The organism is Candidatus Neomarinimicrobiota bacterium, from assembly GCA_036476315.1.
In the GTDB taxonomy this organism is placed as follows: Bacteria; Fidelibacterota; Marinisomatia; order Marinisomatales; family S15-B10; genus JAZGBI01.
In genome coordinates this window covers 73,255-97,109 of sequence record JAZGBI010000008.1, presented here as the reverse complement: position 1 = coordinate 97,109, position 23,855 = coordinate 73,255, and the positions used below count along the sequence as shown (strand labels likewise).

Sequence of the window (23,855 nt, the reverse complement as noted above, 5' to 3'; positions counted from 1 at the left end):
ATTCCTCTCACAAGGTAAGCTTGCCCAGAACAACTTCCCGGCCCGCACCCGTTACGGAGGGAATGTTTCCGGGAATTTCCTTGAAATAGGCCGCTCCCAGGATTGCCATCCCCAGTGCTTCCTTCACATCGGGATCCACACCGAAGGCCTGAGACGAGATTACGTTCAGGGTGGGAAGTTCCTGCGACAGCATCTTCATGACGGCGGAGTGATGAACGCCGCCGCCGCTTACAATCAGTGTCCTGGCTCCACTCAGGTCGACAAATCTCTGGCAATTTACAGCCACCGATCGAGCCGTAAAAAGAGATAATGTGGCCAGCAGATGTTCGAGCCTCCACTCCCTCATGTTCTTGATCCGCCCGTGCAACCACTCGGAGCCAAAATAATCCCGGCCGGTGGATTTCGGGGGAATCCGGTTAACAAACTGATCTTCCATCCACCTCTTCAGCGACTCCTCGTCGGGGATCCCCTTTGAGGCCAGCTTCCCGTCATCATCGGCCCGCTTTCCAGAAAGCTCGTAGATCGCCTCATCAAGTAGAGCCATTCCGGGACCCGTGTCAAACCCCCCTACCAACTCGCCAGCTATCCTTGGCGGAACTACACTGAGGTTGGCAATACCGCCAAGATTCAGACAGACCACCCTCTCGTGATCTTTCTGAAAGATCCACTTATCGATAATGGGAATGAGAGGGGCTCCGGTTCCGCCCACCGAAATATCCCGAGCTCTGAAGTCCGAGACAACAGGGATTCCGAGTTGCTCAGCAAGGAATGAGGGTTCACCCACCTGAAGCGTGGCTTCACCGCTAATGTGATAAACCGTCTGCCCATGCATACCAACCGCGTCTATTTCACCCAGGGAAGAGTCACGGAGAAACAGAACGGTCTTTTCTTCATAGAATCGGCCGAGATCATAATGAGTCCTACACACCTGTTCCGCGGATCCCGTTAATGACTGACGGATGGCTTTTCTCAATGAACCAGGGAAGGGAAACGATCCGGCGGCCTTTATGACGAACTCGGCAGAATCTCCCTGGAAACCAACATCGGCCACGCAAATATCCAGTCCGTCCATGGAGGTACCGGACATGAGACCCGCCATCCTGAGAGGTCGTTTCTTGTTCAGCTTCTGAACCGTCTCGATTTTCACAGGCACTCTTCCGCCGACACTTCCTAGGAATCGGATCCCGCTGACTCCGACTCGAGGAATGGCCTGAGAAAGCCCTCGCTTTCTTCCAGAAGTTCAGTTGCCCTCTCGTAGCCGCACTGTCGCACGTGCATTACAATTGCTGTCTTGACTTCCCTGTTTGCATTTTCAAGGACTGTTTTTGACCTCTCGTAGGAAAGTGATGTAAGTTGTGAGATGATGCGGGTGCCGCGATCCACGAGCTTTTCATTCACCGCGGTCAAATCCACCATCAGATTACCGTACACTTTTCCCAATCTGACCATCGTGGCCGTAGAAATCATATTGAGCACCAGCTTTGTCGCCGTGGCCGATTTCATGCGAGTGGAACCCGTAATCACCTCCTGTCCCACATCGATGGGAATCAGCACATCCACCTTCACGGGGAGAAGAGGTGAAGGATTGCATATGATGAAGGCCGTCCTGCACCCGGTGGATGCCCCGTATTCCAGTGCTCTCAAAACGTACGGTGTAGTGCTGCTGCTCGCGATGCCTATGAGGACATCTCCCGAGTTGAGCCCCGATCGTTCAAGATCCCGAACGGCCTCCCGAGGCTTATCTTCAGCTCCTTCTACGGACCTCCTCAACGCCTCGTCCCCTCCCGCAATCACCCCCTGGAACATGTCCCGAGGGGCGGAGAATGTGGGGGGACATTCAGCTGCATCGAGCACACCCAGTCGTCCGCTCGTACCGGCTCCGATATAGAAGATATGTCTCCCTTCCTTTATGGCTTCCACTGCAAAACTGACCACCTTTTCAATGTCTGGCACTACTTTCTCCACCGCGAAAGCAACGGCTTTGTCCTCTTCATTGATAATCTTCAGAATCTCGAGGATGCTCTTTGCATCGATGTCCATGGAGCGAACATTCTGTTGCTCAGTGGAAAGAGTCTCCCTCTTGAGGCGATTTTTCATTCTTCCTTGCGAAAGGCCAACAGGACCTGCTCGAAGTTAAGAAGACGACGGGAAGGATGAGAAGCAGATTCAGGACGGGGCAATCGTAGCCCCACCCGGGGAGTTTTCATTTACTCAAAATGATTCTCTTGCATAGATTTGTCCAGACATCCAACTTCCAGCCGGTGTAAGCCGTGACAGAAACGTTCCTCGCTCTTGCAGGACTTGTCCTTTCGGCATTTTTCTCCGGGAGTGAAATTGCCTTCGTTCGGGCAAATCCTCTTCAGATGAAGGTGTGGGAGAAGCAAGGGTGGAGGACGGCTCCAAGAACGTTCAAATACTTGCAAGAACCTGAGAGGTTTCTTACAACTGTCCTTGTTGGAACGAACTTCGCGAACGTTCTCACGTCGTCCTATGCCACAATCTCGCTTCTACATTTTGGCATCCCCCGGTCATGGGCCGTCTTCATAATCGCCTTCATCATCCTCGTTTTTGGTGAAATCATCCCCAAGATGGTTTTCGGAGAACAGGCCAACAAACTTGCCGTAAGGATAACGCCTCTGCTCCATCTCACGGAATTCTTTCTGTCACCTCTCGTAAGGCTAGTGAAGAGCTACTCGCGTTTGCTGAGTCCTACCGGAAGTGACCCTGCCGTGAGCCTTTTCAACCGGGAAGACTTGAAGATCCTTTTCACGGAGTTAGGGACGCGAGAGGAATATGAAGAGGGGGAGAAAGAAGTCATATCAAGGATCTTTGAATTCGGGTTGCGGCCCGTTCAGTTAGCGATGACAGCTCGACCGGATGTGGTTGCCATCACCACAGATTACTCCGTTGATGGAGCCATTCAGGCGATGTCCGATACAGGTCTCTCAAAACTTCCTGTGTACGAGCGGGACTTGGACCATATCGTGGGAATCGTCTTCCTGCACGATCTTTTCGCCCGCCCGGAGTCACTGGCCTCAATTCTCAAAACACCCGTGTATATTTCCGAATCGATGCCGGCCAACGGAGCCCTGCAAGAGCTCAAACGGCAGAAGTCAAGTATCGCCATCGTAGTGGAATTGGGTGGAAGGACTGCAGGACTGGTGACAGTCGAGGATCTGGTGGAAGAACTGTTTGGGGAATTTGAGGACGTCTTCGATGCAGAGGGACGGAAAATTACGCGGGTGCCCGATGGAAGCCTGATTGTAGACAGCCTGGTTGAAGTGGACGAACTGAGAAGAAGATTCGGATTCGGGATCCCACTGGGGGATTACGAAACGGTGGGAGGATTCATTCTATCGAGAATGGGGCGAATTCCCCGGACTGGAGAAATGCTGGACTTCGATACATTCCGGATCAAGATTCTGTCGTCCAGCCCCAGTCGCTTGAAGCGATTGCATCTCATCAAAAGGGCTTAATCCTCCGCCTCTTGACGTTTCCCCAGAAGCCAGACAGCCCCCACGACGGCTCCGACTCCCGTCACTGCCATGACAATCCAGGGCACACCCAGTCCCACCAACAGATAACCAGCGAGGACACTGATAACTGCTGTCGTGATGGCGTACGGGAGTTGCGTCTTCACGTGATCGATATGATCAGACCCGGAGGCCGTGGAAGAGAGAATAGTGGTATCGGATATGGGGGAACAGTGATCTCCGAATACGGCGCCGGACAGGACTGAGGCAAATGTTGCAAGAAACAAGGGCTGTCCAATGATCATATTGGGATCGCCCCCCACCATTCTGAGCTGCATGGGAACGATAATCGGAACGAGAATGGACATGGTACCCCAGGAAGTCCCCGTGGAAAAGCTGATGAGGGCTGCTGTGATGAATGTCACGGCGGGAAGAAGAAATGGAGAAAGAAATGTCCCGGTCATATTCACAATGTAATCGGCAGTATGAACATCACCACAAATCTTTCCCAGACTCCATGCGAGAACCAGAACGATGCAGGCAAGAACCATGGAACGGACTCCAGTGAGCCACGATTCAATCGATTCTCTCAGTGACAGCACTCCCCTTGCGACTGACACAACGATGGCAGTGAATCCTGCGGTGAATGACCCCCACATAAGGCTGGCATACGAATTCGAGGCACCAATAATGTTTCTCAGATTCAGTTCATCCTCGGGTGCCAGACCTCTTTTCCCCGTGATGTACAACCCGAGCAAAGTTACCGCAATGACGGTAGCGATGGGAATCATGGCATCGGACCAATGGCTCTCTTTCACCTTGAGATCTTCACTGTCGAACAGCTCCGTGTTGGCCAGCGGTCTGGCATCATCTGCCAGCACTTTCCCCTCAACCCGGGCCCGTCGCTCGGCTTGGAACATTTGACCGTAGTCCCTGCGGGACCAGAGTAGAAGAAACATGAATATCAAAGTCAGAATACAGTAGAATGAATAGGGTATGGATTGAAGAAAAGTGATATAGGGACTCCCCGTAATTCCAAATTCGCGATAAGGCTCCTCCAGAAGGGACATCTGGAATACGGACCAGGTGCTTATCAGGGCCAGACTGGCAACTGGCGCAGCTGTGGAATCCACCAGATATGCCAATTTCTCACGCGATACCTTCAGTCTATCCGTAAAAGGTCGCATCATGTTTCCCACCAACAGGGTGTTTGCATAGTCGTCGAAAAAGATGAGTATCCCCATCAACATGGTGGCTATCTGGCTGCTTCGGGCGGTACGGGCGTACTGGGATGCCTTTTGCACGATTCCCTTCATTCCTCCGTTGGCCCCTATGACGCCAATAATACCGCCGAAACCGAGACTGAAAAGGATGATCGCGGAGTGACTCATATCGGCAAGTGATTCCACCAGGTACGTGTCCAGAGCAGTGGCCAGTCCCTGAAAGGGACGATAGCCTGCCAGGATGGTCGCACCAATCCAGACACCGCTGAAGAGAGATAGGATCACCTCTCGAGTGATGAGAGCCATGGTGATGGCAATCAGCGGCGGAAGAAGAGAGGTAATGCTGGGACCTGGCTCGGAAAGCTGAACTCTTCCAGGTATCAGGACTTCCCACCCAACGAGAAGGAAAAGAAGTGTGAAGAGAAAAACTGCTTTGTTTCGCCTGCTCATCAGAAGCGACAAACTAGGGGAAACATGCCACCGAGAAAAGCAATTTTTGGCTGCATAATTCGAGAGTCCCGGTGTAATTTGACAAAGATATGAAGAATATCGACCTGTACATCATTCGCCAGTTTTCCTGGATTTTGATCATGTCGCTCATCACATTTCTCGTACTCTTTGTTATTATGGACCTCGTTGAGAATCTGGACAGGTTCATCGATGCAGATGCTCCGGTGAGAGTTATTGGAATGTATTATCTCTATTCCTGTCCGTGGTTCGTAAAGATTGGCCTTCCCATGGCCGTGTTGATCTCCACTGTCTCTGCAACGGGACTTCTCGCCAGGCGAAACGAGTTAACGGCCATGAAAGCCTCCGGTATCTCCCTGTATCGAATCGCGACGCCACTCATTGCAAGCGCGATCATCATCAGCATTGCCTCATTTTTTTTCGATGATCAGGTAGTGGCCAAAGGAAACAAAAAACGTCATCTTATTGAACAGGAACATGTCATACGCTCCTCCAAGAAACCTTACCGCGCGCGCAAACGGAATATCTTCCTCCAGAAATCGGAAAGTTTCCACATTGCCATCGACCGGTACGAGGCAAAACAGAACAAAGCAACAGGGGTCGCCTTGCAGTTTCTTCAGGACGGCCAACTCGTGAAGAGGATCGATGCCAACTGGATGGCGTGGGACGAGGAAAAAAAGGCCTGGACAGCTCACACGTTCGCGGTGAGAGAGTTCCACCCGGACGGTTTTGAGTCCAAGGTTCACTTCTCCCGGGGGGATACATTGCTGTCGGTAAACTTCGGGCCTATGGATATCTCTCGTGAGGCCATTTCACCGGAAGAAAAGAACTACAGCCAACTCAAAATATTTATTGAGGAACTGGCTGATAGCGGAATCGACACCACGCGCTGGGAGGTGAATCTCCAGGCAAAAATCTCCTTCGCTTTCACCAACCTTATCGTGGTCCTCTTTTCATTTCCCCTCGTGGCAACACGGAGGAAAAGCGGTCTTGCGTTCGGAGCAGGGATGAGTCTTTTTGTCATATTGGGCTACACTGCTTTCATACGATTTGGACAGACACTCGGCTACAAAGGAATTCTGGAACCGGTCTTAGCGGCGTGGCTTGGAAATCTGGTTTTCTCCTTCGGAGGGATACTCCTGCTTCTATCAGCCAGAAAATAATTCAGAATCGGGTGCTTTTCGCATTATTCCTTTCGGCTTCTAAAGCTTGTCAGGGATAATCCCATGGAGAGCGTGATCCCTTTCATACTGTGAATCCAGATACCGTTGCGGAATGCCAGAGCAAAATCGAAAATGAGAGGCCCTTTGTGTAGCCCAAATCCGAATCCGAGTTCTTTCAAGTATTTCCCCCCCCAACTGTAACCCAGCCGCAGTGGAAAACTCCGAAACCGTGTGAATTGCACTCCGAAGGACCATTTCCACCGTCTCTGGACGTAGAGCCGATCCTGAAAACCAGCCACAAGATCAGAAACCACGAGCAGGTCCGGGTCAACCTGTCTTGAAACGCCCAGCCTGAAAAAAGCGGGATACCGGACAGTGAACGGTCTTGGCTTGCCTCCTGCAATCGTATCCCTTACCACGCTCTTGCTCGAGACAAATATCGAATCCATATCCAGCTCTGTCATGTTTATGGCGTTGAGGCTGTCGATCGTGAATTCATAAATCATGGCGGACCTTTCAGGTACCTCCTCGCCGCCCCAGGTGACAAGTCCGGTTGAGTCATTCACCCCCAGCATATCTTTGATAAAGGACCCTCGATTCCAGTGGATGGTCCCCAGGGCATTGATCAGAGAACATCCCGCCTTCCACCCGTTATACTCACCCGTTGAAAACCCAATGTCGAGTCCAAATCCGCTGCCCCCGATACCCTGGCGAATAAAATAGCGCCCACCACCGTAGAACGCCGTCGTGTCAGTAACGAGATTAGAGTAGCTGGAATCAGGATCAATTCCGAGGTAGAATCCCCCAAGAAGATATTTTAGCGTTACACCCCAGGAGAATTTCTCGTATGGCACAGCAAACGAGAAGCCAAATTCCATCAGGCCAATGGACTCAAATTTTAGCGCCATGTCAAAAGGCTTGTCAACCTCGTTTCCTTCGAGGATCAAGTGAAAAAGGTCCTCGGGAAAGGCCATGTCTCCCACAACTATCAGGTCACTCGTGAAGGCCATGTTTCCCGATGAGTAGTTCAACGCGGGCAACGCCAGATGGGTGTCGACTGTGAACCTCAGCCCGTCTCTCACCTGATTGAAGATCTCCAGCTTCTTCTCCTGTCGGTTTCGTTCAAGATTCGCGCCGCTCAACCCCGTCCAGTTCTCCAGTGAAAAGAAACTGTTTACTATTCCAATATTCAATGTGCCCATTTGCCACATGAAAGGTTTATCGTGCTGGTAAGCAAGATTCGCGGGATTGACGCCCACCGCATAGACGCCGTCGGCGATCGTCGTGTAAGCACCCCCGAGTGCGACCATCCTCGGATCGCGCTTGGCCTGTCCCACAAGAGAGACAGACGCTGCAATCAGCAGTATGGATACCAGAAAGTCCGGTCTACGTTTCTTCATCGGCCCTTTTTTCTCAGCCTGGATTCTCGCAATTTGGAGTTCACATTCGCCCTTCCATCGCCGGCGATGATTCTTCCCAAACCTGAAGTCACGTCAAAAAACCAACCACTCTTGTCACATATGGATCCATCTTCATTGCAGATTCTCAGCCACAGGCTGTCAGCAGTAGTAGCGGGAGTCCACAGTGTAGAATCTACATTGGCGAGAGGCCCCTGAATTGTCCCCCAATCACCTTCATCATCAATATCAGGACTGCCCGTTGTAGAAAGAAAGACTTCCACGAGATCGTTCCTGATTTCATTACCCAGAGACCTCCATCGGATCGATACCTCCTCTCCAATAGAGAAGGTCTCACCCCCGTTCGGATAGATGATGACAATCTCGTCCTCAGGCTCCCCCAAAAGTCCGGTACTTTTTATAAGAAATGTCATAAATGAGAACACCTCCAGGGTATCTCTCATTGAGAAAAAGACTGTCTTCTCTGAGCCATAGAATTGGCTTCGCGTATTGATATAGTGATCCCCTAGATCTGTGAGAAGAGCAATCGTGTTTGTATCTATTTCAGTCACAACGGTGGTGTCCCCTGGGACTTTCGTCATGCCAGGTGCTCCTCCCGAGTCTGACTCGGCGTAGAACTCCTTTGGAAGAGGCAGCGGCACTTTGAGGAGAGTATCCACATACGAATAGATGGTGTCGACGGCCCCTTCAACTCCTCTGACCAAATACCCCACCCCTTCGACGCAGTCCGATGAATCCGCCAGAACGGAAAAGATGTACATGTCCGGGTTGGTGGGCGTTAAGGAATCGCAGGAGGTCAGGATATAAAGCGAGTCTGTGGGGAGCCACCCCAGACTGTCTCTGACGGACGCCAACGTTTCACTCTTTCTGTCCAGTGGAAACAGATTGCGATCAGAGAACAGCATGGCCAGTTCTCCCTCAGCGGGCATACTGTTAACAATCCGCGTCGTTATCCCTGCACCCTTAACAGAGTTCCTGAGCTGGTTTCGTGTTTCATTGGGCATTTCGTCCATTTGCGTTGATGTGGCGGGAAGGAAGGTCATGGTATCCAGACCCACGATAAAAGGAGCGATGAGTTCATATTCTCCCCAGATGGCCTTGTCAGTTTCGATATCACCCCTACCGTTAATTCCGGCCGCGGCATCCACATTGATTTCAGAAGGACCGATATTCAGCAAGTCGACAATAGAGCCCCCCTCCCCTTTAGAGATTGTGTACGTGGAATCCGGAACAAGATTGCCTGCACTGCTGTAAATTTTAACTTCCGTTCCTAACCTACCTAGCTTCAGCACTGTCCTGGCTGTGTCCCCTTGTCCTCCCGCACCGGTGTCGGGAATCGCCAGCGCAGCAGAATCCAATTCCACGCGGACAGAATCTCCGGTCTCGGATACACCGATGATATCAAGATTCAAAACAATAGGCAGTCGAATCTCATTGTACATCGTGAACTTCAAAATCAGCTCCTCGAATCTCATCCCCGTGAATCCCTGAGGGACATTTCCTATCTCTTGGGTTTGCGTTGGGAACGGGCACTCCAGATCGAGTTCCAGGCGCTCGAAGTAGAGGGGGGCGACATCGACTCCCATGGATAGTGTCCAGTCGGGCTCTGTTCCATCCAGGAAGATCTCCACCGTGTCTGGCACGCTGTTTGCCGTCACCTTCACAGATATTTCTTCCACCACTTGATTCGGGTCAATGGGATTCGCAAAGGACCACCCGTCCAGATCTTGACTATCCTCCAGGGGACGATCCCCACTACTTAGAGTGTCCCCAAAGCTCAATGTATCGCTTTCGGGAGAGACGAAGTTGGCGAAATCAATTCCGAAATCGATGTCGAAAGGAAACGAACTGAGAACATTTGAAATGCCGATTTGATTGATCCCTGATGGTGTCCCTGTGTCGAAGTCACCGCCATAAATACCGTTCACCGCGCAATCTTCCGCGCCCACGGATGCATCCTGGAACGAGATAGGGTCGAGATCAGGGACAAGAGATTGCTCCGACACTTCGAGGATAGCCTTCTCCAGATCGGTGATTTTCATGCTGAACTGCATCAGGATTTCCGGCTCAGAGTTTGCGTCTATTGTTACGGTGTCCGTAGCCCTTCCCATATTGAAGCCAAATCGAATTTCAAGCGCTTCCGTAAGAGTGTCTCCCACAAGATCCGTGGTACTATCAAATGGAGAGCCCGTTCCAAGATCAATGGTGTCGTGTCTGGCCAGGTACTTCTCATTGCTCAGCAGATCGGCCCACGTGCTATCCATGTCCAAGGGAAGGTCCACATTTTCAATGCTGGACTCGAAAAAGTTGTCCTCTTCTTCGCCTCCGATGACGATGCCCTGAGCTTGAACAAAAGGGATGCTTGCGAAAAGCTGGCCAAAATCGAGAACCGTAAGAGAGGTATCGAAGCGACCAAAGGCGGCCTCGATCTCGCTCGCCACATCATTCCAGTCTGAGGCTACTATTTTCTGAACTTCGGAGGAAGGAAATATGACAGGGACCGCAGGGTCGGCGGCAACATTTTGAATTGCCCTGGCTACCATAATTGCTCCCACGGGAACAGCCGGAAACGAAAAAGGCAAACTCAGGCTGTCAAAATAGTCCGATACCACCGGCGGAGTAATCGTGGTTACACCGCCCCTGCTCACACTCAAAGGTATCTGAAGGTAGTCTCCATTCACTGAGTCGGCAGGCAATTCCCCTTCAAATTGAAGAAAGATGGTGTCACCGCCGGCGTGGATGGTGGAGTCGTTAACAATATTCCCCAGTGGGTATTTCTCGTGCAGAAGAGGGATCGTGAGATTCATGTTCCAGATGGGTACCTCGAAATCGGACGGACTTTGAAAATCGCAACTCGTGTTGAGCCAGATAGAAATGATAGCGAAGATACAGGGAATTCGCTTAAGCATAGGTTAAAGTAAGGGAGAAACTATGTTCCCACTTCCCAGGAAGCCAGGTAGTCCTTCTGTTCCTCAGAAAGTGAGTCAATATTGATGCCCATGGCCTTAAGCTTGAGTGATGCCACGAGCTCGTCGATCTCTCGGGGCACTTTGTGGACGGCAACGGGAAGTTCATTCTTGACGGCGTACTCCGCCATGAGAGCCTGAAGAGAAAAGCTCATATCCATGACAGAAGCAGGGTGACCCTCGGCAGCCACGAGATTGATGAGTCTCCCCTCGCAGAGCAGGTAAATGCGACGGTTGTCTGCCATAACGTATTCATCAACGAAGTCTCTCACGTTCCGGTTTACTTCTGTCGCAAGCATATCCAGGGCTTCTACATCGATTTCCACGTTAAAATGGCCAGAGTTTGCCACGATTGCTCCATCTTTCATTTGTTCAAAATGGCTCAGATTCAGAACTGTGGTGTCACCTGTCACGGTACAAAATATGTCACCCAAAGGGGCGGCCTGACTCATAGGCATCACTTGAAATCCATCCAGAGATGCTTCCAGAGCCCTAAGGGGATCAACTTCTGTGACGACGACGTGGGCTCCCATGCCCCTGGCTCGGCTTGCAAGTCCGCGACCGCACATCCCGTATCCTGCCACGACGAAAACTTTGCCCGCCAGAAGGATACCCGTGGCACGAATAATCCCATCGAGCGTCGACTGGCCCGTCCCATAGCGATTATCGAACAGATGCTTAGTATCGGCGTCATTCACGGCCACAATGGGGATCTTTAGAGCACCCGATTTCTCCATGGCTCTCAGTCGTATGACACCGGTAGTTGTCTCTTCCATGCTGCAACTGACTTTAGACGTATTTTGTGGATATTTTGAATGGAGCGTACTCACAAGATCGGCTCCGTCGTCAAGAGTAATCAGCGGTTCGTTATCAAGAGCTGCTCGAATATGATCGTAGTACGTCTCCGTATCTTCGCCATTGACGGCATAGACTCGAATATCGAAGTCCTTGACCAGAGATGCTGCGACGTCATCCTGGGTGGAAAGTGGATTACTTGCGCAAAGAACCACCTCGGCCCCGCCGGCTTTTAGAGCCCTCATGAGATTTGCCGTTTCCGCCGTCACATGCAGGCAAGCGGACAGACGAACGTCCTTCAGAGGCACTTCTTCGGACAGCCGGTCATGTATGGAAACCAGTACAGGCATATTCCTTTCAGCCCACAGGATCCGTCGTTTCCCCCTCTCGGCCAGTTCCAAGTCTTGAACGTCGTGGTCTACCATAGTCATTACTTCCCTTTCGAGTACCGCTTGAGTTCCTCAACCTTGTCCAGTTTTTCCCAGGTGAAACCTTCCTCTTCCCTTCCGAAATGACCGTAGGCCGCCGTTTTCCGGTAAATGGGCCTTTTGAGATCCAGATACTCGATGATCTCCTTCGGGGTTGCCGGGAAATGTTCCTTGGTGATCTCTACCAGCTTCCTATCGGGTATCTTCCCGGTCCCGAAGCTATCCACAAATAGACCGACAGGTTTGGCTTCGCCGATGGAATAGGCAAACTGGATTTCACACCGGTCCGCAAGACCCGAAGCAACAATGTTTTTCGCAATGTATCTTGCCATGTATGAGGCCGAACGGTCGACTTTGCTCGGGTCCTTTCCGGAAAAACAGCCCCCTCCGTGGCGACCCATTCCGCCGTACGTGTCGACAATAATTTTCCGGCCCGTGAGCCCCGTGTCGGCTTCCGGTCCCCCCTTCTCAAAAATGCCTGTGGAATTGATGAAATACTCGGTCCGGTCATGCGCCCAACTCCCGCAGACAGGCAGGATTACTTTCTGCTCTATTTCGGAATGGATCTCCTCGACGGGAATAGCAGGGTCGTGCTGAACGGCGATGACAACCTTCTCGACGCTCACAGGTTTTGAATCTTCATACAGGACCGACACCTGAGTTTTTCCGTCGGGTCGGACCCATGGCAGAATGCCCTCCTTACGAACCTGTGCCAACCGCCTCGCCAGCGCGTGGGCCAGATGTATGGGAAGGGGCATTAGGACGTCCGTTTCGCTGCAAGCGTAGCCGAACATCAATCCTTGATCACCGGCCCCCTGCTCATGACCCTCGCTCTCATCTACACCTGCGGCAATGTTGCCACTCTGCTCATGCACGGATATAAGAACAGAGCAATCCTGATAATCGAGACCGAATTCAGGATCCGTATACCCAATATCCCTCAGGGTAGATCGAACCACGTTGGGAATATCCGAATAGCAGCTCGTGGTGATTTCCCCTGCCACGAGGACCAAACCGGTAGTGGTCAACACCTCGCAAGCTACCCTCGCTTCCGGATCCTGCCGGATGATGTCATCGAGAATGGAATCTGAAATCTGATCACAGATTTTATCCGGATGACCTTCCGTCACGGATTCGGATGTAAAAATTCTCCGCCTCACCTCTTCTCCTCCACTCCAGGAATAACGATCACTAAAAGTTAAGTTAGCTCACTTGTCTCAGGAAATACAACAGAATATTCCCGTCAGGGCAATCGGTGGCCGTTTCCCACGATTGCGTGAGATACTGTGGCATCCCTGATCTCCGAATCCCATAGCACGATGGTATCGTCCAACCTGGAATTGACGACCTGGCAGTCGTCCATAATGGTTACGAAGGGACCAACGGTGCTACTTTCAATATGGCAACCGGAACCGATGCTTACGGGCTCAATAATGGTTGACCCCTCGATGGATAATCCGGATGAGGTGAGAAGAGCCTTGTTGGATGAAAGAAATGTCTCCGGTATACCACAATCATACCAGTTCGGCAGGAAATCAACCGTGACAACTTCTTTCGAGTCAATCAATTCCTGGAAAGCGTCAGCCAACTGTATCTCCCCCTTTGTCGTAATATTATGATCAATCAGATACGTCAACGCCTCCCAGAGTGGCCGCTGGTTCGAAAGGTAGTAAAGACCGATTACCGCCAGATTGGATGGGGGATTTTCAGGTTTTTCCCAGACCCGCATAACCCGGCCACCTTCGACGGAAACGATGCCAAACCGTTCTGGATCGGGCACTCTGTCCACGGCAATTCTGTGGTGATCGGTAGTGCAAAAGCTGGAGAAATCGTGATGATAGATTACGTCACCCAGTTGGATCAGCACAGGATCGTCACGGTTCTCAAGACCCTGGTAGACCGCGTGTCCAAGTCCCAGGGGCTCTTCCTGTCGAACGAAGCGGAAGGAAGCATCATACTTTCTTGTGTACTCCCTTATCTGGTCCTCCAGATAGCCCGTCACGAGAATGATCTCGTCGAATCCTTGTTCAATCAAGGGAGGAAGAATATGGTCAATGACAGGTTTGCCCGCCACCGGCAGGAGACATTTCTGCCTTGATTGGGTAAAGGGAAGAAGTCGCGTGCCCCGTCCAGCGACGGGGATGATAACTTTCACCGCCTACTTCGAATTTCTCATGGGTTTCAAAATGAGAGGTTGTCCGGGACTCGGGACAGATTCAGGTGCAGGCTATTTATGTGCGTACCGAGTGCTCTTGAATTTCAGCGCGCGGGCTATCGACTTGTCCACTGCACCGTCTATCGATTTGAACAGATCGTCGCTTGTTTCGCTCACAAAGAGTTTTTTCCCCGACACGGCAAGGGTGATGTCCGTGGTGTACCCGTTGCTCTCATGGGTAAGAATTACATGACAGCTAATAGGTTTCGGAAAATATTTATGGATCTTGTTCACTTTCTTCAGAGCATACTCACGAACGTTTTCCGCTGGATTGAAGTGGCGCACGGTAATCTCTATGATCATAGACTCACCTTTCTGGTATCTCTTCCCGTGATATCGACTTCCAAGACTGATGCAGTCAAAAGAATTCGCGATGCAACCGACCAGATCATGATGGAGATCTCCCGCCAGACTCAGATTTGAGGACCAGCGGCCTCCAACGACGGTTCCTCGTCTCCATAAAGGGTGAAGTTGTTTTTGAACTTGTCAGCCAGCTTTCGGGCCGTCCTGTCATAGGAATCTACATCAGGCCAGGTGCTCCGGGGCATGAGAACGGTGCCGTCCACTCCACCAATCGCCGTGGGAACATCGAGACCAAAGACCGGCTCCTTGACAAACTCTGCCTCTTCAATTTCTCCCGTCAATATGGCTGTAACCATGCGCCTTGTCGCCCCTATGGGCATTCGACTGGCACCTGATACCGCCGATCCCCCGCTCCAGCCCGTGTTGACCAGGTACACTTTGGTCCCATGCTTCTTTATTTTTCTCCTGAACAGTTCGGCATAGACCGTGGGGTGAAGAGTTAAGAACGGTCCTCCAAAACAGGGAGAGAAAGTCGCCTGGGGTTCCGTTATTCCCCTTTCTGTACCGGCTACCTTGGCCGTATACCCGCTGATGAAATGATACATAGCCTGTTCAGGTGTCAACCGTGCCACTGGCGGGAGTATGCCATAGGCATCGCACGAAAGGAAGAGAATTCTTTTCGGATGGTCCGCTCTGCTCGGTTTGCCCTTGGAATAGAGGGAAGCCTCTATGTGATTGAGGGGATAGCAGATGCGTGTATTCTCCGTCTTGCTGGCGTTAGAGAAATCGATCTGTCTTGTCTTCTTATCATAAACCAGGTTCTCCAGAAGGGCCCCGTGACTGATGGCATTCCAAATTCCCGGTTCAGCCTCCTTGCTGAGATTGATCGCCTTGGCATAGCACCCTCCTTCAAGATTGAATACCCCCGAGTCCGACCAACCGTGTTCATCGTCACCGACAAGCAGACGGTCCTGATCGGTGGAAAGGGTTGTTTTTCCAGTGCCAGACAGACCGAAAAACAGGGCGGACTCGTCACCGTTCAGATCCACGTTGGCGGCGCAATGCATAGTGAGTATCCCTTTCAGCGGCAAATAGTAATTCATTATTGAAAAGATCCCCTTTTTCATTTCTCCGCCGTACTCGGAACCGCCAATAATTCCTATACTCCGCTTCAGATCAAATATGATAAAAGTTTCCGAATGCAATCCATGTTTCCTCCATTCTTCATCGATAATCGGTGAAGCATTGATTATCGTAAACTCGGGTGCAAATTCCCCAAGTTCCTCCCGGGTTGGTCTGATGAACATGTTGTTAACGAAGATCGCCTGCCAGGCCTTCTTGGCGATAAATCTGACAGGAAGCGAGGTTTCCGGTTCCGCACCACTCAACCCATCAAATACGAAAGCACCCAGACCGTCCTCGTTCCTGTTGTAATAATCGATGATTTTGCCATACAGAAGATCAAACACCTTCTGGGAAACCGGTTGATTGACTGAGCCCCACCAGATATTGGGAGAGGTCGTCGGTTCATCTACAAGGAACCTGTCTTTTGGGGAGCGACCCGTGTACTTTCCCGTATCCACCATCAAAGCACCCTGCATTCCCAGTTCGCCCTCCCCCCGCTTCAGGGCCGTTTCAATCAGTACCTCCGGAATCACGTTCCGGCTTAAATTCTTTTGTCCCGACAGCCCGAGATATGTGAGATCCATCCTTTTTCCTCGGCTAGGCGTGCGGATGTGCCTGATCAAATACCTTTTTCATTTGCTCTACCTGAAGATGGGTATAGCCCTGGGTAGTAGAAAGGCTGGCATGACCCAGGAGTTCCTTCACCGCTCGTATATCCATGCCCGCATCGAGCAGGTGTGTGGCAAATGTATGCCTCAGTCGATGGGGACTGAAACCCGTTGATCCCGACAGCTTCCTGAAGTATCTCCTCAACCTGTCGTCAATGGTCCTGGCTGAAATTCTCTTGCCGCTGCTGGAGATGAAAAGAGGATCCCCTGGACTCGCCCCATGGGATGTCACTTTTCCTTTCCTACCTGTGTCCGATCTTCCCGACTTGGCGAGGTAAGCCAGAACCGCCTTTTTGGCGGTGTCCCCGAACGGAATAATCCTCTCCCTGCCACCTTTCCCCGTAACCTTCACCAGGTTTCCAGACATGTCCATGTCATCCATGGAGAGGGTAACGAGCTCGTTCAGACGCATCCCCGTGCTGTAGAAGATTTCAAGAATGGCCTTGTCCCTCTCTGCCTCCCACGATTTTCGATTTTTCAGAGGACGATCGATGGGCATTTTGAGCAATTCTTCTACCACCTTTCTTTCCAAATAATCTGGCAGTTTCTTCGACGTCCTGGGGATTCTGAGGGATGAAATGGGGTTGACAGGGATGATTTCAGCCCTGAGGAGATACTTGAAAAAGGATTTCAACGTAGCGACTTTTCGCGCGATTGACCGTGAGTCGTACCCCTTCTTAATGGTCTTTCCATCCCTGGAGTGCTTCTCGTACCCTTTTTTGATCAACTCCTCGCTCAAGAATTTCGTAACCACGTTTCGGTCAACCCTTGAAAAATCCGGAACTTCAAGAAATTCCACGAACCGGTGCAGGTCGTTGCCATAAGCCTTGACAGTATGGGGTGAGTAATGCCTCTCCTTTTCGAGATAATCCAGGAATTGTCTAACGATTTCCCATTTTTCTTCATCCATGCCGTCGTTCCAATGTGTCAATCACTGTTTGAAAATCGGCGGGGACGGGGGCTTCGAAGGTCATTCCTTTGCGGGATTTCGGATGAACCACTGTTATGCTCAGGGCGTGCAGAGCTTGCCTCTGGATCGAAGAATAGAGGGAAATAAGGAAATCCCTTTGATGGGGGGAATATCCCTTCAGCCGGGATTTCCCACCACCATAGATCTCATCGGCGAAAACGGGATGGCCAACATGCGCCATGTGAACTCGCAGCTGATGAGTACGACCTGTTACGGGCATCAGTCCAACGAGGGTAAGAGTGTCAAACTCCCTTTCCACCCAGTATCGGGTGACGGCCCGTCTCCCATATTCCACCACCGCGAACTTTTTCCGGTCCCGGGGATGACGGGTTATGGGACCTTCCACAACACCTTCGTTTCTGTCAAACTTTCCCCACACCACTCCCCAATAGGTTTTCTCAACCGAGTGCGAACTGAATTGCTTCGCTACGTGCATATGCGACTGATCTGTTTTTGCTACCACAAGGACTCCCGATGTATCCTTATCCAGGCGATGTACGATTCCGGGACGCCTGTCACCATGAACGGAAGATAGTCTGGTAAAATGATAAACCAGGGCATTTACCAGAGTGCCTTGAATGTTCCCCGCCCCCGGGTGAACGACAAGACCGGCCGGCTTATTGATAACGATAAGTTCATCGTCCTCATGAATAATATCCAGGGGAATATTCTCACCTTCAACGGCTAACGGAGGCTCCACGGGCAATTCAATCCGGATCGACTCTCCACCCTTCAGCATATAACTCGGCTTTTCTCGTTTCCCGTCGACGGAAACATTATCGGATTCGATGCATTCTCTGGCTTTCGACCGTGAAAGCACCTCAATTTCATCGGCAAGATATTTGTCCAGGCGGACCTTGGAGAGATGGGCTGTCAGGTCAAGAATCGGCATTTAACGCGGCAGTACCTTTCTGGGGACCCGTGGCGCCAGAAAGGGATCGAAAAAGGAAAATAAACATGCCAACAGTCACCGCTGAATCGGCTACGTTGAATACGGGCCAGTGGTAGCCTCCGATTCCGAAATCAAAGAAATCAACGACCTTGCCGAAAAGCAATCTGTCAGCAAGGTTTCCTACCGCACCACCCAAAATGAGTGCAAGGGACAGTTTCAGGGCAAAGCCCTTCTCACGCAATTTCCACAAGTACCAGATAACCAGGACGGTCGCCATGAGGGCCGCCACCGTGAAAACTACGGGACCACCCTGAAAGTTTATGCCAAATGCTGCTCCTGAGTTTTCTACGTAGGTGAGGTGGAAAAAGTTGCCCAGAACAGGAATCGATTCGTGGACGGACATGCGTGATCGGACAAGATGTTTTGCCAGTTGATCAATGCTGACTACGAAGGCAGAATAGACGAGAGGCCTGAACAACTTAGCGATTCTGATGATTCTTACAGTTTACGCAATGTTGGGTATGCGGAACTTCCTCCAATCGTTCTTCCATAATCGGGTTGCCACACTCGACGCAGAAGCCGTATGTCCCCTGTCTGATTCGTTCCAGCGCATTATCGAGGTGGCGAATAAAGTTGTTCTCACGCGTGTACCATAGAAATGATTTTTCCCTCTCCTGGGAATCCGTGCCAACATCGGCCATGTGGTAAGCGTAGGTGGAGTCACTGGCTGTCTTGTCCAGGTTTCCCGTATCGTCAAGGGAGCTCTTTCGAATATATCCCATCTCTGCAAGAGCCTTTTCTTGTTTCTCTAGGATTATTGTCTTGAAATGATTGAGTTTCGCTTTGGTAAGTTTTTTCTTAGCCATGTCTGCCTTTCGTGGGTCTAGTTGTTGGGGATTCTCTCAATACCGATAGCCATCTTCTCACCGCCCACCATAATCTCCTTGGTGTACTCACCGGATACATTTCCTACCCGGAGCTCCGCTGCAAGCACTTCATCGCGGAAATAGTCCTCGAATGCCTCTAAGGCCGATTTCGATTCTTCCGTTAGCTCACAGGTCACGGCGATTCGATCTTCCACCTCGAAATTGGCCTCTTTTCGCATGTTCTGCACCTGCCTGATCATATCTCTTACGAGACCTTCTTGAATCAGGTGGGGGGTCAGTTCGGTGGTAACCGCCACGGTCATCGATGATTCGCTGACCGCCGATTTCCCATCATGGGGCGTCGTTTCCACGACAATTTCGTCTTTCGAAAACCGATAGCTTTTTCCGTTGTTCGATAGTGTAAAACCGTCATGTTTCTCAAGTTCTTCCTGAATCTCCTCGTACGACAAGTCCTCCAACATTTCCCGCACCTGATTCAGATCGCTTCCAAGCCTCTTGCCAAGAACAGCAAGGTTTGGCTTGATGCTGAACCGGATCAGCTCGTGTACCGATTCCACCTGTTCCACTTCCTTCACGTTGAGTTCCTCCAGAATCTGATCCTTGTTCCGGTGGATGGCCTCGGCAATGTTCTTGTCATCGGTCGCATACTGGAGTTTTGCCAGGGGTTGCCTGACCTTCAAGTTTGCCTTATTGCGTGCATACCGGCCAAGCTCAACGATCTTTACCACGGTATCAATCTCACGGATAATGTCATCATCGATGAGAGATTCTTCCACAGGGGGGAAATCGCATAGATGAACACTTTTCGGTGCCGATGTTTCAAGATTCCGGATGAGATTCTGATAGATTTTTTCGGTAACAAAGGGGAGAACCGGGGCCAGAATCATAATGAGTCTCTTCACAACGTCATAGAGCGTAAAATAGGCTGCATTTTTGTCACTGTCATTCTCACTTTTCCAGAAACGACGCCGGTTTCGTCTCACATACCAGTTCGACAGATCGTTCAGAAACCTGTCTACTTGTTTCATGAATCGGTCAACGCGAAATGATTTATAGGAATTGTCAGCTACCTGGATCAGTCTGTTCATGCGCGCAGTAATCCACCGATCAAGCTCTGTAAACTGATCCACATCAGGCTCATTGGGATCGAATCGGTCCAGACGGGCGTACGTGACGAAGAAGGAATAGACATTCCACAGCGTAATGAGCCGTTTTCTGATTTCCTTTGCCGATCCGTATCCAAAACGCAGATTCTGTTCCGGATTCTGCTCCGCAAACATCCATCTCATCACGTCCACTCCCATCTGCTCCGCCGCGTCGTCGAACCAGATGGCATTCCCCGAACTTTTGTGCATATCGCGACCGTGTTCATCCTTGACAAGAGCGTGGCCAAGAACCGTCTTGAAAGGAGGCTTCTGCTCCAGAGCGGCACTCATGGCGAGGAGTGAATAAAACCAGTTCCGAAACTGCCCCGCGAGATTTTCGGTAATGAAATCTGCAGGGAACCACTCCTTCCAATAGTCCCGATCGGTGACATAGTGAAGAGTCGAGTAGGGGACAATACCTGCGTCCAGCCACGGGTTCCCTACATCGGGAATGCGCGAAACGGTTGCTCCGCAATCTTCGCACCGGATCTTCACAGCATCGACCCACGGCCGGTGAGGAGAATGGCCCTCAAATTCGTCCCATCCTTCAACGGCTCGTTCTTGAAGCTCTTCCTTACTACCGATGACAATCAGATGACCGCACTCCTCACATTCGTAAATGGGAAGTGATAGACCCCAATATCTCTTCTTGGAAATCATCCAGTCGTCCATGTTCCTCAACCAGTCCAGCTCACTGGCAAGACCCCACTCCGGAATCCATCGAATCTCCTTCGCTACTGCCATTATGTCATGCCGGAATTCATCCATGGAAATGAACCATTCATCCACAAGTCGGAATACAAGATCTGTCTTGTGGCGCCAGCAGATGGGATACCGGTGGGTATAATACTCCTGCCTGTAGAGCTGATCACCCTTCTCCAATGCTTCAACAATCTCTTTTCCCACATCTCTCACGCTTTTGCCCGAAAGCCAGCCAAAACCATCGATAAAATCTCCAAATTGATCAAGGGGAGCTACAACAGGCAACCCGGATTCCTGAGCAATCAGCAAATCTTCATGACCGCATCCGGGGGCTACGTGGACAATTCCCGTCCCTTCGTCGGCGTTCACTTCATCCCACGACAGAACGGAATGTTGAACACCCTCAAGTGCCTGGAAATCATCGAACGGGCCCAGATAAACTGTTCCCAGAAGGTCCACTCCCTTCATCCTGTCCACAACACGATATTTCCCCTTACTTTCCAGAACGTGGATTCGACTTTCAGAGAGGTAAAGGATTTCATCCCCCTGCTCCACCTTTACGTAAGTCATTTCCGGATGCACGGCGGCAGCAACATTGGACGAAAGCGTCCAGGGAGTCGTCGTCCAGATCAATAATGATTCATTTTTGGCATCCTTCAGAGGGAAACGAACATAAAGAGAGAGATGTCTTCTCTCCGCATACCCTTCCGTGGCGATCTCGTGTTCACTCAACGCAGCACCGCAATCGATACACCAGGGCAACACATCGTTCCCCTTGTAAATCCAGCCCTTCTTATGGCATTGCTTGAGAAAACTCCAGATCGTGTAATTATTCTCATCGGACATCGTGTAGTATGAGTTCTCCCAGTCCATCCAGTATCCAAGTCGTATCGATTGATCTGTCTGAATCTTCGAGAATCGGTCCACTCGGTCTTTGCAGGCGTTCACGAAGTTCTCAATGCCAAATTCCTCAATGTCTGTCTTGGACTTGAACCCAAGCTCCTTTTCCACCTCAACCTCAACCCACAGACCCTGGCAGTCAAATCCGTTCTGATACCTCTGATCATAGCCCTTCATTGCATGAAAGCGCTGAAAAATGTCCTTGTACGTCCTCCCCCACGCATGGTGAACTCCCATGGGATTGTTAGCCGTGATGGGGCCATCAATGAAAGACCATTTTCGATTTCCCTGGTTGGCCGTCATTCGCGCCCGAAAAATCTTCTCGCTTCTCCAGAAATCGAGCATCTCGTGCTCAACTCTGATAAAGTCTACGCGGGGCTGGACTTTCTCAAGCATGGCTCAGAATCTGGAGAACAACCGGAGCAAAAACGTGAGAACTACGCTCACAAGTATAGATGAGCCAATGGGAAGGTACAAAGAAAAGTTGTCCCTCTGAATCTGGATGTCACCCGGCAGATGTCCCAGCTTCCCAAAAAAGGGAACCTGCGAGCCAGAAGTCGTGACTATCCACAAGATAAAAAAAACAGCGCTCAGGATGAAAAACAGCTTGCCTGTCATGAAAACTCTCTTTGCTTTTTAGCCAGAAATTTTACCTCTCGTCCGTCTGAAAGTCAATCCATTTCGCCCCAATGTAACTGGCAGCTCAATCAGATTCATATGGATACCTCCGAAATTGGCTGCTGCCCAGTGAAAAGAGGCCTGCATATTCGGTTGTTGGGATGTCACAAATTGCTTAATGTTAAAGGGGGTTTTCTCGGAAACAAGGACATTCTGATGAAAAGAAACATCCTCAAGCCCTCTCGAACATCAAATCCAGACGAAAACCATACGTCATTCAGGGGGAAGGATGAGAATTGAACGGAAGTTGAAAATGGGAATGGTGGGCGGTGGCCCCGGAGCATTCATAGGAGACGTCCACCGAAAAGCAGCACTCATGAATGGCAAGATAGATTTGGTAGCCGGGGCGTTTAGCAGAGACCCTGAAAAGTCAAAACCGATGGCCCGGGAGCTTTTTCTCGAGGGCGGTCGAGCCTACGGGAACTACATTGAGATGATTGAGAAGGAAAGCAGGCTGCCCGAAGGAATCCGGATAGATTTCGTCTCGATCGTGACTCCCAATAATCTTCATTTTCCTGTCGCTCGCGACTTTCTGAAAAAGGGCTTTCATGTGGTGTGTGACAAACCCATGACGGTGAGTGTACAAGAGGCAAAAGAGCTGAGAGGAATTGTGGAGGAATCCCTGAGACTGTTTGCCGTGACACACAACTATACCGGCTATCCCATGGTGAAGCTGGCAAGGGATCTGATTCGTAGAAGAGAAATAGGCAAGATTCGGAAAGCAGTGGTGACGTACCCTCAGGGATGGCTTTCCACTCCGCTGGAACAGACAGGGAATAAGCAGGCCGCCTGGAGAACGGATCCGGAGCAGAGCGGGCCGTCGGGATGCATGGGTGACATCGGTACTCACGCCGGAAATCTGACAGAATACGTTACTGGACTCAAGATTACCCACGTCTGTGCAGATCTCACCACTTTCGTGGAAGACCGCAGATTGGATGATGATGGGAACTGTCTTCTGAGATTCGACAGTGGAGCAAAGGGCGTCTTGCACACAAGCCAGATTTCCGTGGGAGAAGAGAACGATCTGGCCATTCGGGTGTATGGCGAAAAGAAGAGTGTGGAGTGGCACCAGGAACATCCCGATCACCTTAAGGTCAAGGAGCTCGACGGACCCGCACAAACTTGGTCCCGCGGGAACGAATATGTCCACCGGATCAGTCCAGGAGCGGCTCGAGCCACACGCCTTCCATCCGGTCACCCTGAAGGTTACATCGAGGCATTCGCCAATATATACCGCAACTTCGCCGAAACGCTCCTGGCACAGCTTGAAGGAGTGGAACCTGACGAACTTGCCCTTGATTTCCCGTCCGTTGAGGATGGTGTCAGGAGCATCCAATTCATTGAGGCCGTTCTCGCCAGCTCGAAAAGTGAGAAAAAATGGACCGCAGTGGAAAAGTGAAAAGAGGCGGCGAAAGGCTTCACCTTTTGAGCGG

19 protein-coding genes are annotated in these 23,855 nt (G+C 50.9%); 4 read left to right on the top strand and 15 right to left on the bottom strand.

Features of this window, described 5'->3' with window-relative positions; genetic code table 11:
• Positions 1-7 precede the first annotated feature (7 nt).
• Together V3U24_00915 and murQ are read right to left on the bottom strand one after the other, a co-directional pair.
• Positions 8-1,153 (bottom strand): anhydro-N-acetylmuramic acid kinase, encoded by a 1,146-nt coding sequence (locus V3U24_00915; GenBank protein ID MEE9166015.1) that lies wholly within the window; start codon positions 1,151-1,153, stop codon positions 8-10.
• A 17-nt stretch (positions 1,154-1,170) separates the two neighbouring features.
• Complete coding sequence (murQ, locus tag V3U24_00910; protein ID MEE9166014.1) at positions 1,171-2,097, bottom strand: N-acetylmuramic acid 6-phosphate etherase; 927 nt, start codon at positions 2,095-2,097, stop codon at positions 1,171-1,173.
• A gap of 173 nt (positions 2,098-2,270) precedes the next feature.
• Here murQ and V3U24_00905 point away from each other — a divergent pair, with 173 nt between their 5' ends.
• Positions 2,271-3,476, top strand: coding sequence for a hemolysin family protein (locus V3U24_00905; GenBank protein ID MEE9166013.1), 1,206 nt, complete (start codon positions 2,271-2,273; stop codon positions 3,474-3,476).
• Here the strand turns inward: V3U24_00905 and V3U24_00900 are convergent.
• Positions 3,473-5,146, bottom strand: a complete 1,674-nt coding sequence (locus V3U24_00900; protein MEE9166012.1) for a Na+/H+ antiporter NhaC family protein — start codon at positions 5,144-5,146, stop codon at positions 3,473-3,475. The genes V3U24_00905 and V3U24_00900 overlap by 4 nt on opposite strands.
• An 89-nt stretch (positions 5,147-5,235) precedes the next feature.
• Between V3U24_00900 and V3U24_00895 the strand changes: the two genes are divergently transcribed.
• A complete protein-coding gene (locus V3U24_00895; protein MEE9166011.1) occupies positions 5,236-6,327 on the top strand; it encodes an LptF/LptG family permease in 1,092 nt (363 codons plus the stop codon).
• A gap of 23 nt (positions 6,328-6,350) precedes the next feature.
• Here the strand turns inward: V3U24_00895 and V3U24_00890 are convergent, their stop codons facing one another.
• The 12 genes from V3U24_00890 to ileS all read right to left on the bottom strand — a co-directional run bounded on the left by V3U24_00890 (position 6,351) and on the right by ileS (position 22,137).
• Complete coding sequence (locus tag V3U24_00890; protein ID MEE9166010.1) at positions 6,351-7,727, bottom strand: DUF5723 family protein; 1,377 nt, start codon at positions 7,725-7,727, stop codon at positions 6,351-6,353.
• Positions 7,724-10,654, bottom strand: a complete 2,931-nt coding sequence (locus tag V3U24_00885) for a hypothetical protein (GenBank protein MEE9166009.1) — start codon at positions 10,652-10,654, stop codon at positions 7,724-7,726. Before V3U24_00885 ends, V3U24_00890 begins: the two co-directional genes overlap by 4 nt.
• Before the next feature lie 20 nt (positions 10,655-10,674).
• Entirely contained in the window at positions 10,675-11,931 is a 1,257-nt protein-coding gene (ahcY, locus tag V3U24_00880; protein ID MEE9166008.1) for an adenosylhomocysteinase, read from the bottom strand.
• Positions 11,932-11,936: 5 nt separating this feature from the next.
• Positions 11,937-13,094: a methionine adenosyltransferase gene (gene metK / locus V3U24_00875; protein ID MEE9166007.1), complete on the bottom strand. Its 1,158-nt coding sequence runs from the start codon at positions 13,092-13,094 to the stop codon at positions 11,937-11,939.
• Positions 13,095-13,177: 83 nt separating this feature from the next.
• Positions 13,178-14,089: a sugar phosphate nucleotidyltransferase gene (locus V3U24_00870; protein ID MEE9166006.1), complete on the bottom strand. Its 912-nt coding sequence runs from the start codon at positions 14,087-14,089 to the stop codon at positions 13,178-13,180.
• Between the two features lie 72 nt (positions 14,090-14,161).
• Positions 14,162-14,452, bottom strand: a complete 291-nt coding sequence (gene raiA / locus V3U24_00865) for a ribosome-associated translation inhibitor RaiA (protein ID MEE9166005.1) — start codon at positions 14,450-14,452, stop codon at positions 14,162-14,164.
• A gap of 110 nt (positions 14,453-14,562) precedes the next feature.
• Positions 14,563-16,161 carry a phosphoenolpyruvate carboxykinase (ATP) gene (gene pckA, locus V3U24_00860; protein MEE9166004.1) on the bottom strand — a complete coding sequence of 533 codons (1,599 nt, stop codon included), beginning with the start codon at positions 16,159-16,161 and terminating at the stop codon, positions 14,563-14,565.
• Between the two features lie 13 nt (positions 16,162-16,174).
• Positions 16,175-17,155 carry a tyrosine-type recombinase/integrase gene (locus V3U24_00855; protein MEE9166003.1) on the bottom strand — a complete coding sequence of 327 codons (981 nt, stop codon included), beginning with the start codon at positions 17,153-17,155 and terminating at the stop codon, positions 16,175-16,177.
• Positions 17,148-18,107: an RluA family pseudouridine synthase gene (locus V3U24_00850; protein MEE9166002.1), complete on the bottom strand. Its 960-nt coding sequence runs from the start codon at positions 18,105-18,107 to the stop codon at positions 17,148-17,150. Before V3U24_00850 ends, V3U24_00855 begins: the two co-directional genes overlap by 8 nt.
• The gene (lspA, locus tag V3U24_00845; GenBank protein ID MEE9166001.1) at positions 18,094-18,585 is read right to left on the bottom strand and encodes a signal peptidase II; all 492 of its coding nucleotides are present in this window, start codon (positions 18,583-18,585) and stop codon (positions 18,094-18,096) included. Before lspA ends, V3U24_00850 begins: the two co-directional genes overlap by 14 nt.
• A 1-nt stretch (position 18,586) precedes the next feature.
• Entirely contained in the window at positions 18,587-18,973 is a 387-nt protein-coding gene (locus V3U24_00840) for a TraR/DksA C4-type zinc finger protein (protein ID MEE9166000.1), read from the bottom strand.
• Between the two features lie 17 nt (positions 18,974-18,990).
• Positions 18,991-22,137 carry an isoleucine--tRNA ligase gene (ileS, locus tag V3U24_00835; GenBank protein MEE9165999.1) on the bottom strand — a complete coding sequence of 1,049 codons (3,147 nt, stop codon included), beginning with the start codon at positions 22,135-22,137 and terminating at the stop codon, positions 18,991-18,993.
• Between the two features lie 120 nt (positions 22,138-22,257).
• On the opposite strand from ileS, the gene V3U24_00830 reads away from it, so the two are divergent.
• Both V3U24_00830 and V3U24_00825 read left to right on the top strand, forming a co-directional pair.
• The gene (locus tag V3U24_00830) at positions 22,258-22,659 is read left to right on the top strand and encodes a hypothetical protein (GenBank protein MEE9165998.1); all 402 of its coding nucleotides are present in this window, start codon (positions 22,258-22,260) and stop codon (positions 22,657-22,659) included.
• Positions 22,649-23,821, top strand: coding sequence for a Gfo/Idh/MocA family oxidoreductase (locus tag V3U24_00825; protein MEE9165997.1), 1,173 nt, complete (start codon positions 22,649-22,651; stop codon positions 23,819-23,821). The genes V3U24_00830 and V3U24_00825 overlap by 11 nt, the downstream gene beginning before the upstream one ends.
• The last annotated feature ends 34 nt before the right edge of the window (positions 23,822-23,855 follow it).

Coding starts and splice junctions, on each gene's coding strand:
- V3U24_00825 (MEE9165997.1), top strand. CDS start 22,649: ATGAGAATTGAACGGAAGTTGAAAATGGGAATGGTGGGCGGTGGCCCC.
- V3U24_00855 (MEE9166003.1), bottom strand. CDS start 17,155: ATGGATGAAGAAAAATGGGAAATCGTTAGACAATTCCTGGATTATCTC.
- ileS (MEE9165999.1), bottom strand. CDS start 22,137: ATGCTTGAGAAAGTCCAGCCCCGCGTAGACTTTATCAGAGTTGAGCAC.
- V3U24_00840 (MEE9166000.1), bottom strand. CDS start 18,973: ATGGCTAAGAAAAAACTTACCAAAGCGAAACTCAATCATTTCAAGACA.
- V3U24_00850 (MEE9166002.1), bottom strand. CDS start 18,107: ATGCCGATTCTTGACCTGACAGCCCATCTCTCCAAGGTCCGCCTGGAC.
- V3U24_00885 (MEE9166009.1), bottom strand. CDS start 10,654: ATGCTTAAGCGAATTCCCTGTATCTTCGCTATCATTTCTATCTGGCTC.
- ahcY (MEE9166008.1), bottom strand. CDS start 11,931: ATGGTAGACCACGACGTTCAAGACTTGGAACTGGCCGAGAGGGGGAAA.
- V3U24_00900 (MEE9166012.1), bottom strand. CDS start 5,146: ATGAGCAGGCGAAACAAAGCAGTTTTTCTCTTCACACTTCTTTTCCTT.
- V3U24_00830 (MEE9165998.1), top strand. CDS start 22,258: ATGTCCCAGCTTCCCAAAAAAGGGAACCTGCGAGCCAGAAGTCGTGAC.
- murQ (MEE9166014.1), bottom strand. CDS start 2,097: ATGAAAAATCGCCTCAAGAGGGAGACTCTTTCCACTGAGCAACAGAAT.
- raiA (MEE9166005.1), bottom strand. CDS start 14,452: ATGATCATAGAGATTACCGTGCGCCACTTCAATCCAGCGGAAAACGTT.
- V3U24_00895 (MEE9166011.1), top strand. CDS start 5,236: ATGAAGAATATCGACCTGTACATCATTCGCCAGTTTTCCTGGATTTTG.
- pckA (MEE9166004.1), bottom strand. CDS start 16,161: ATGGATCTCACATATCTCGGGCTGTCGGGACAAAAGAATTTAAGCCGG.
- V3U24_00890 (MEE9166010.1), bottom strand. CDS start 7,727: ATGAAGAAACGTAGACCGGACTTTCTGGTATCCATACTGCTGATTGCA.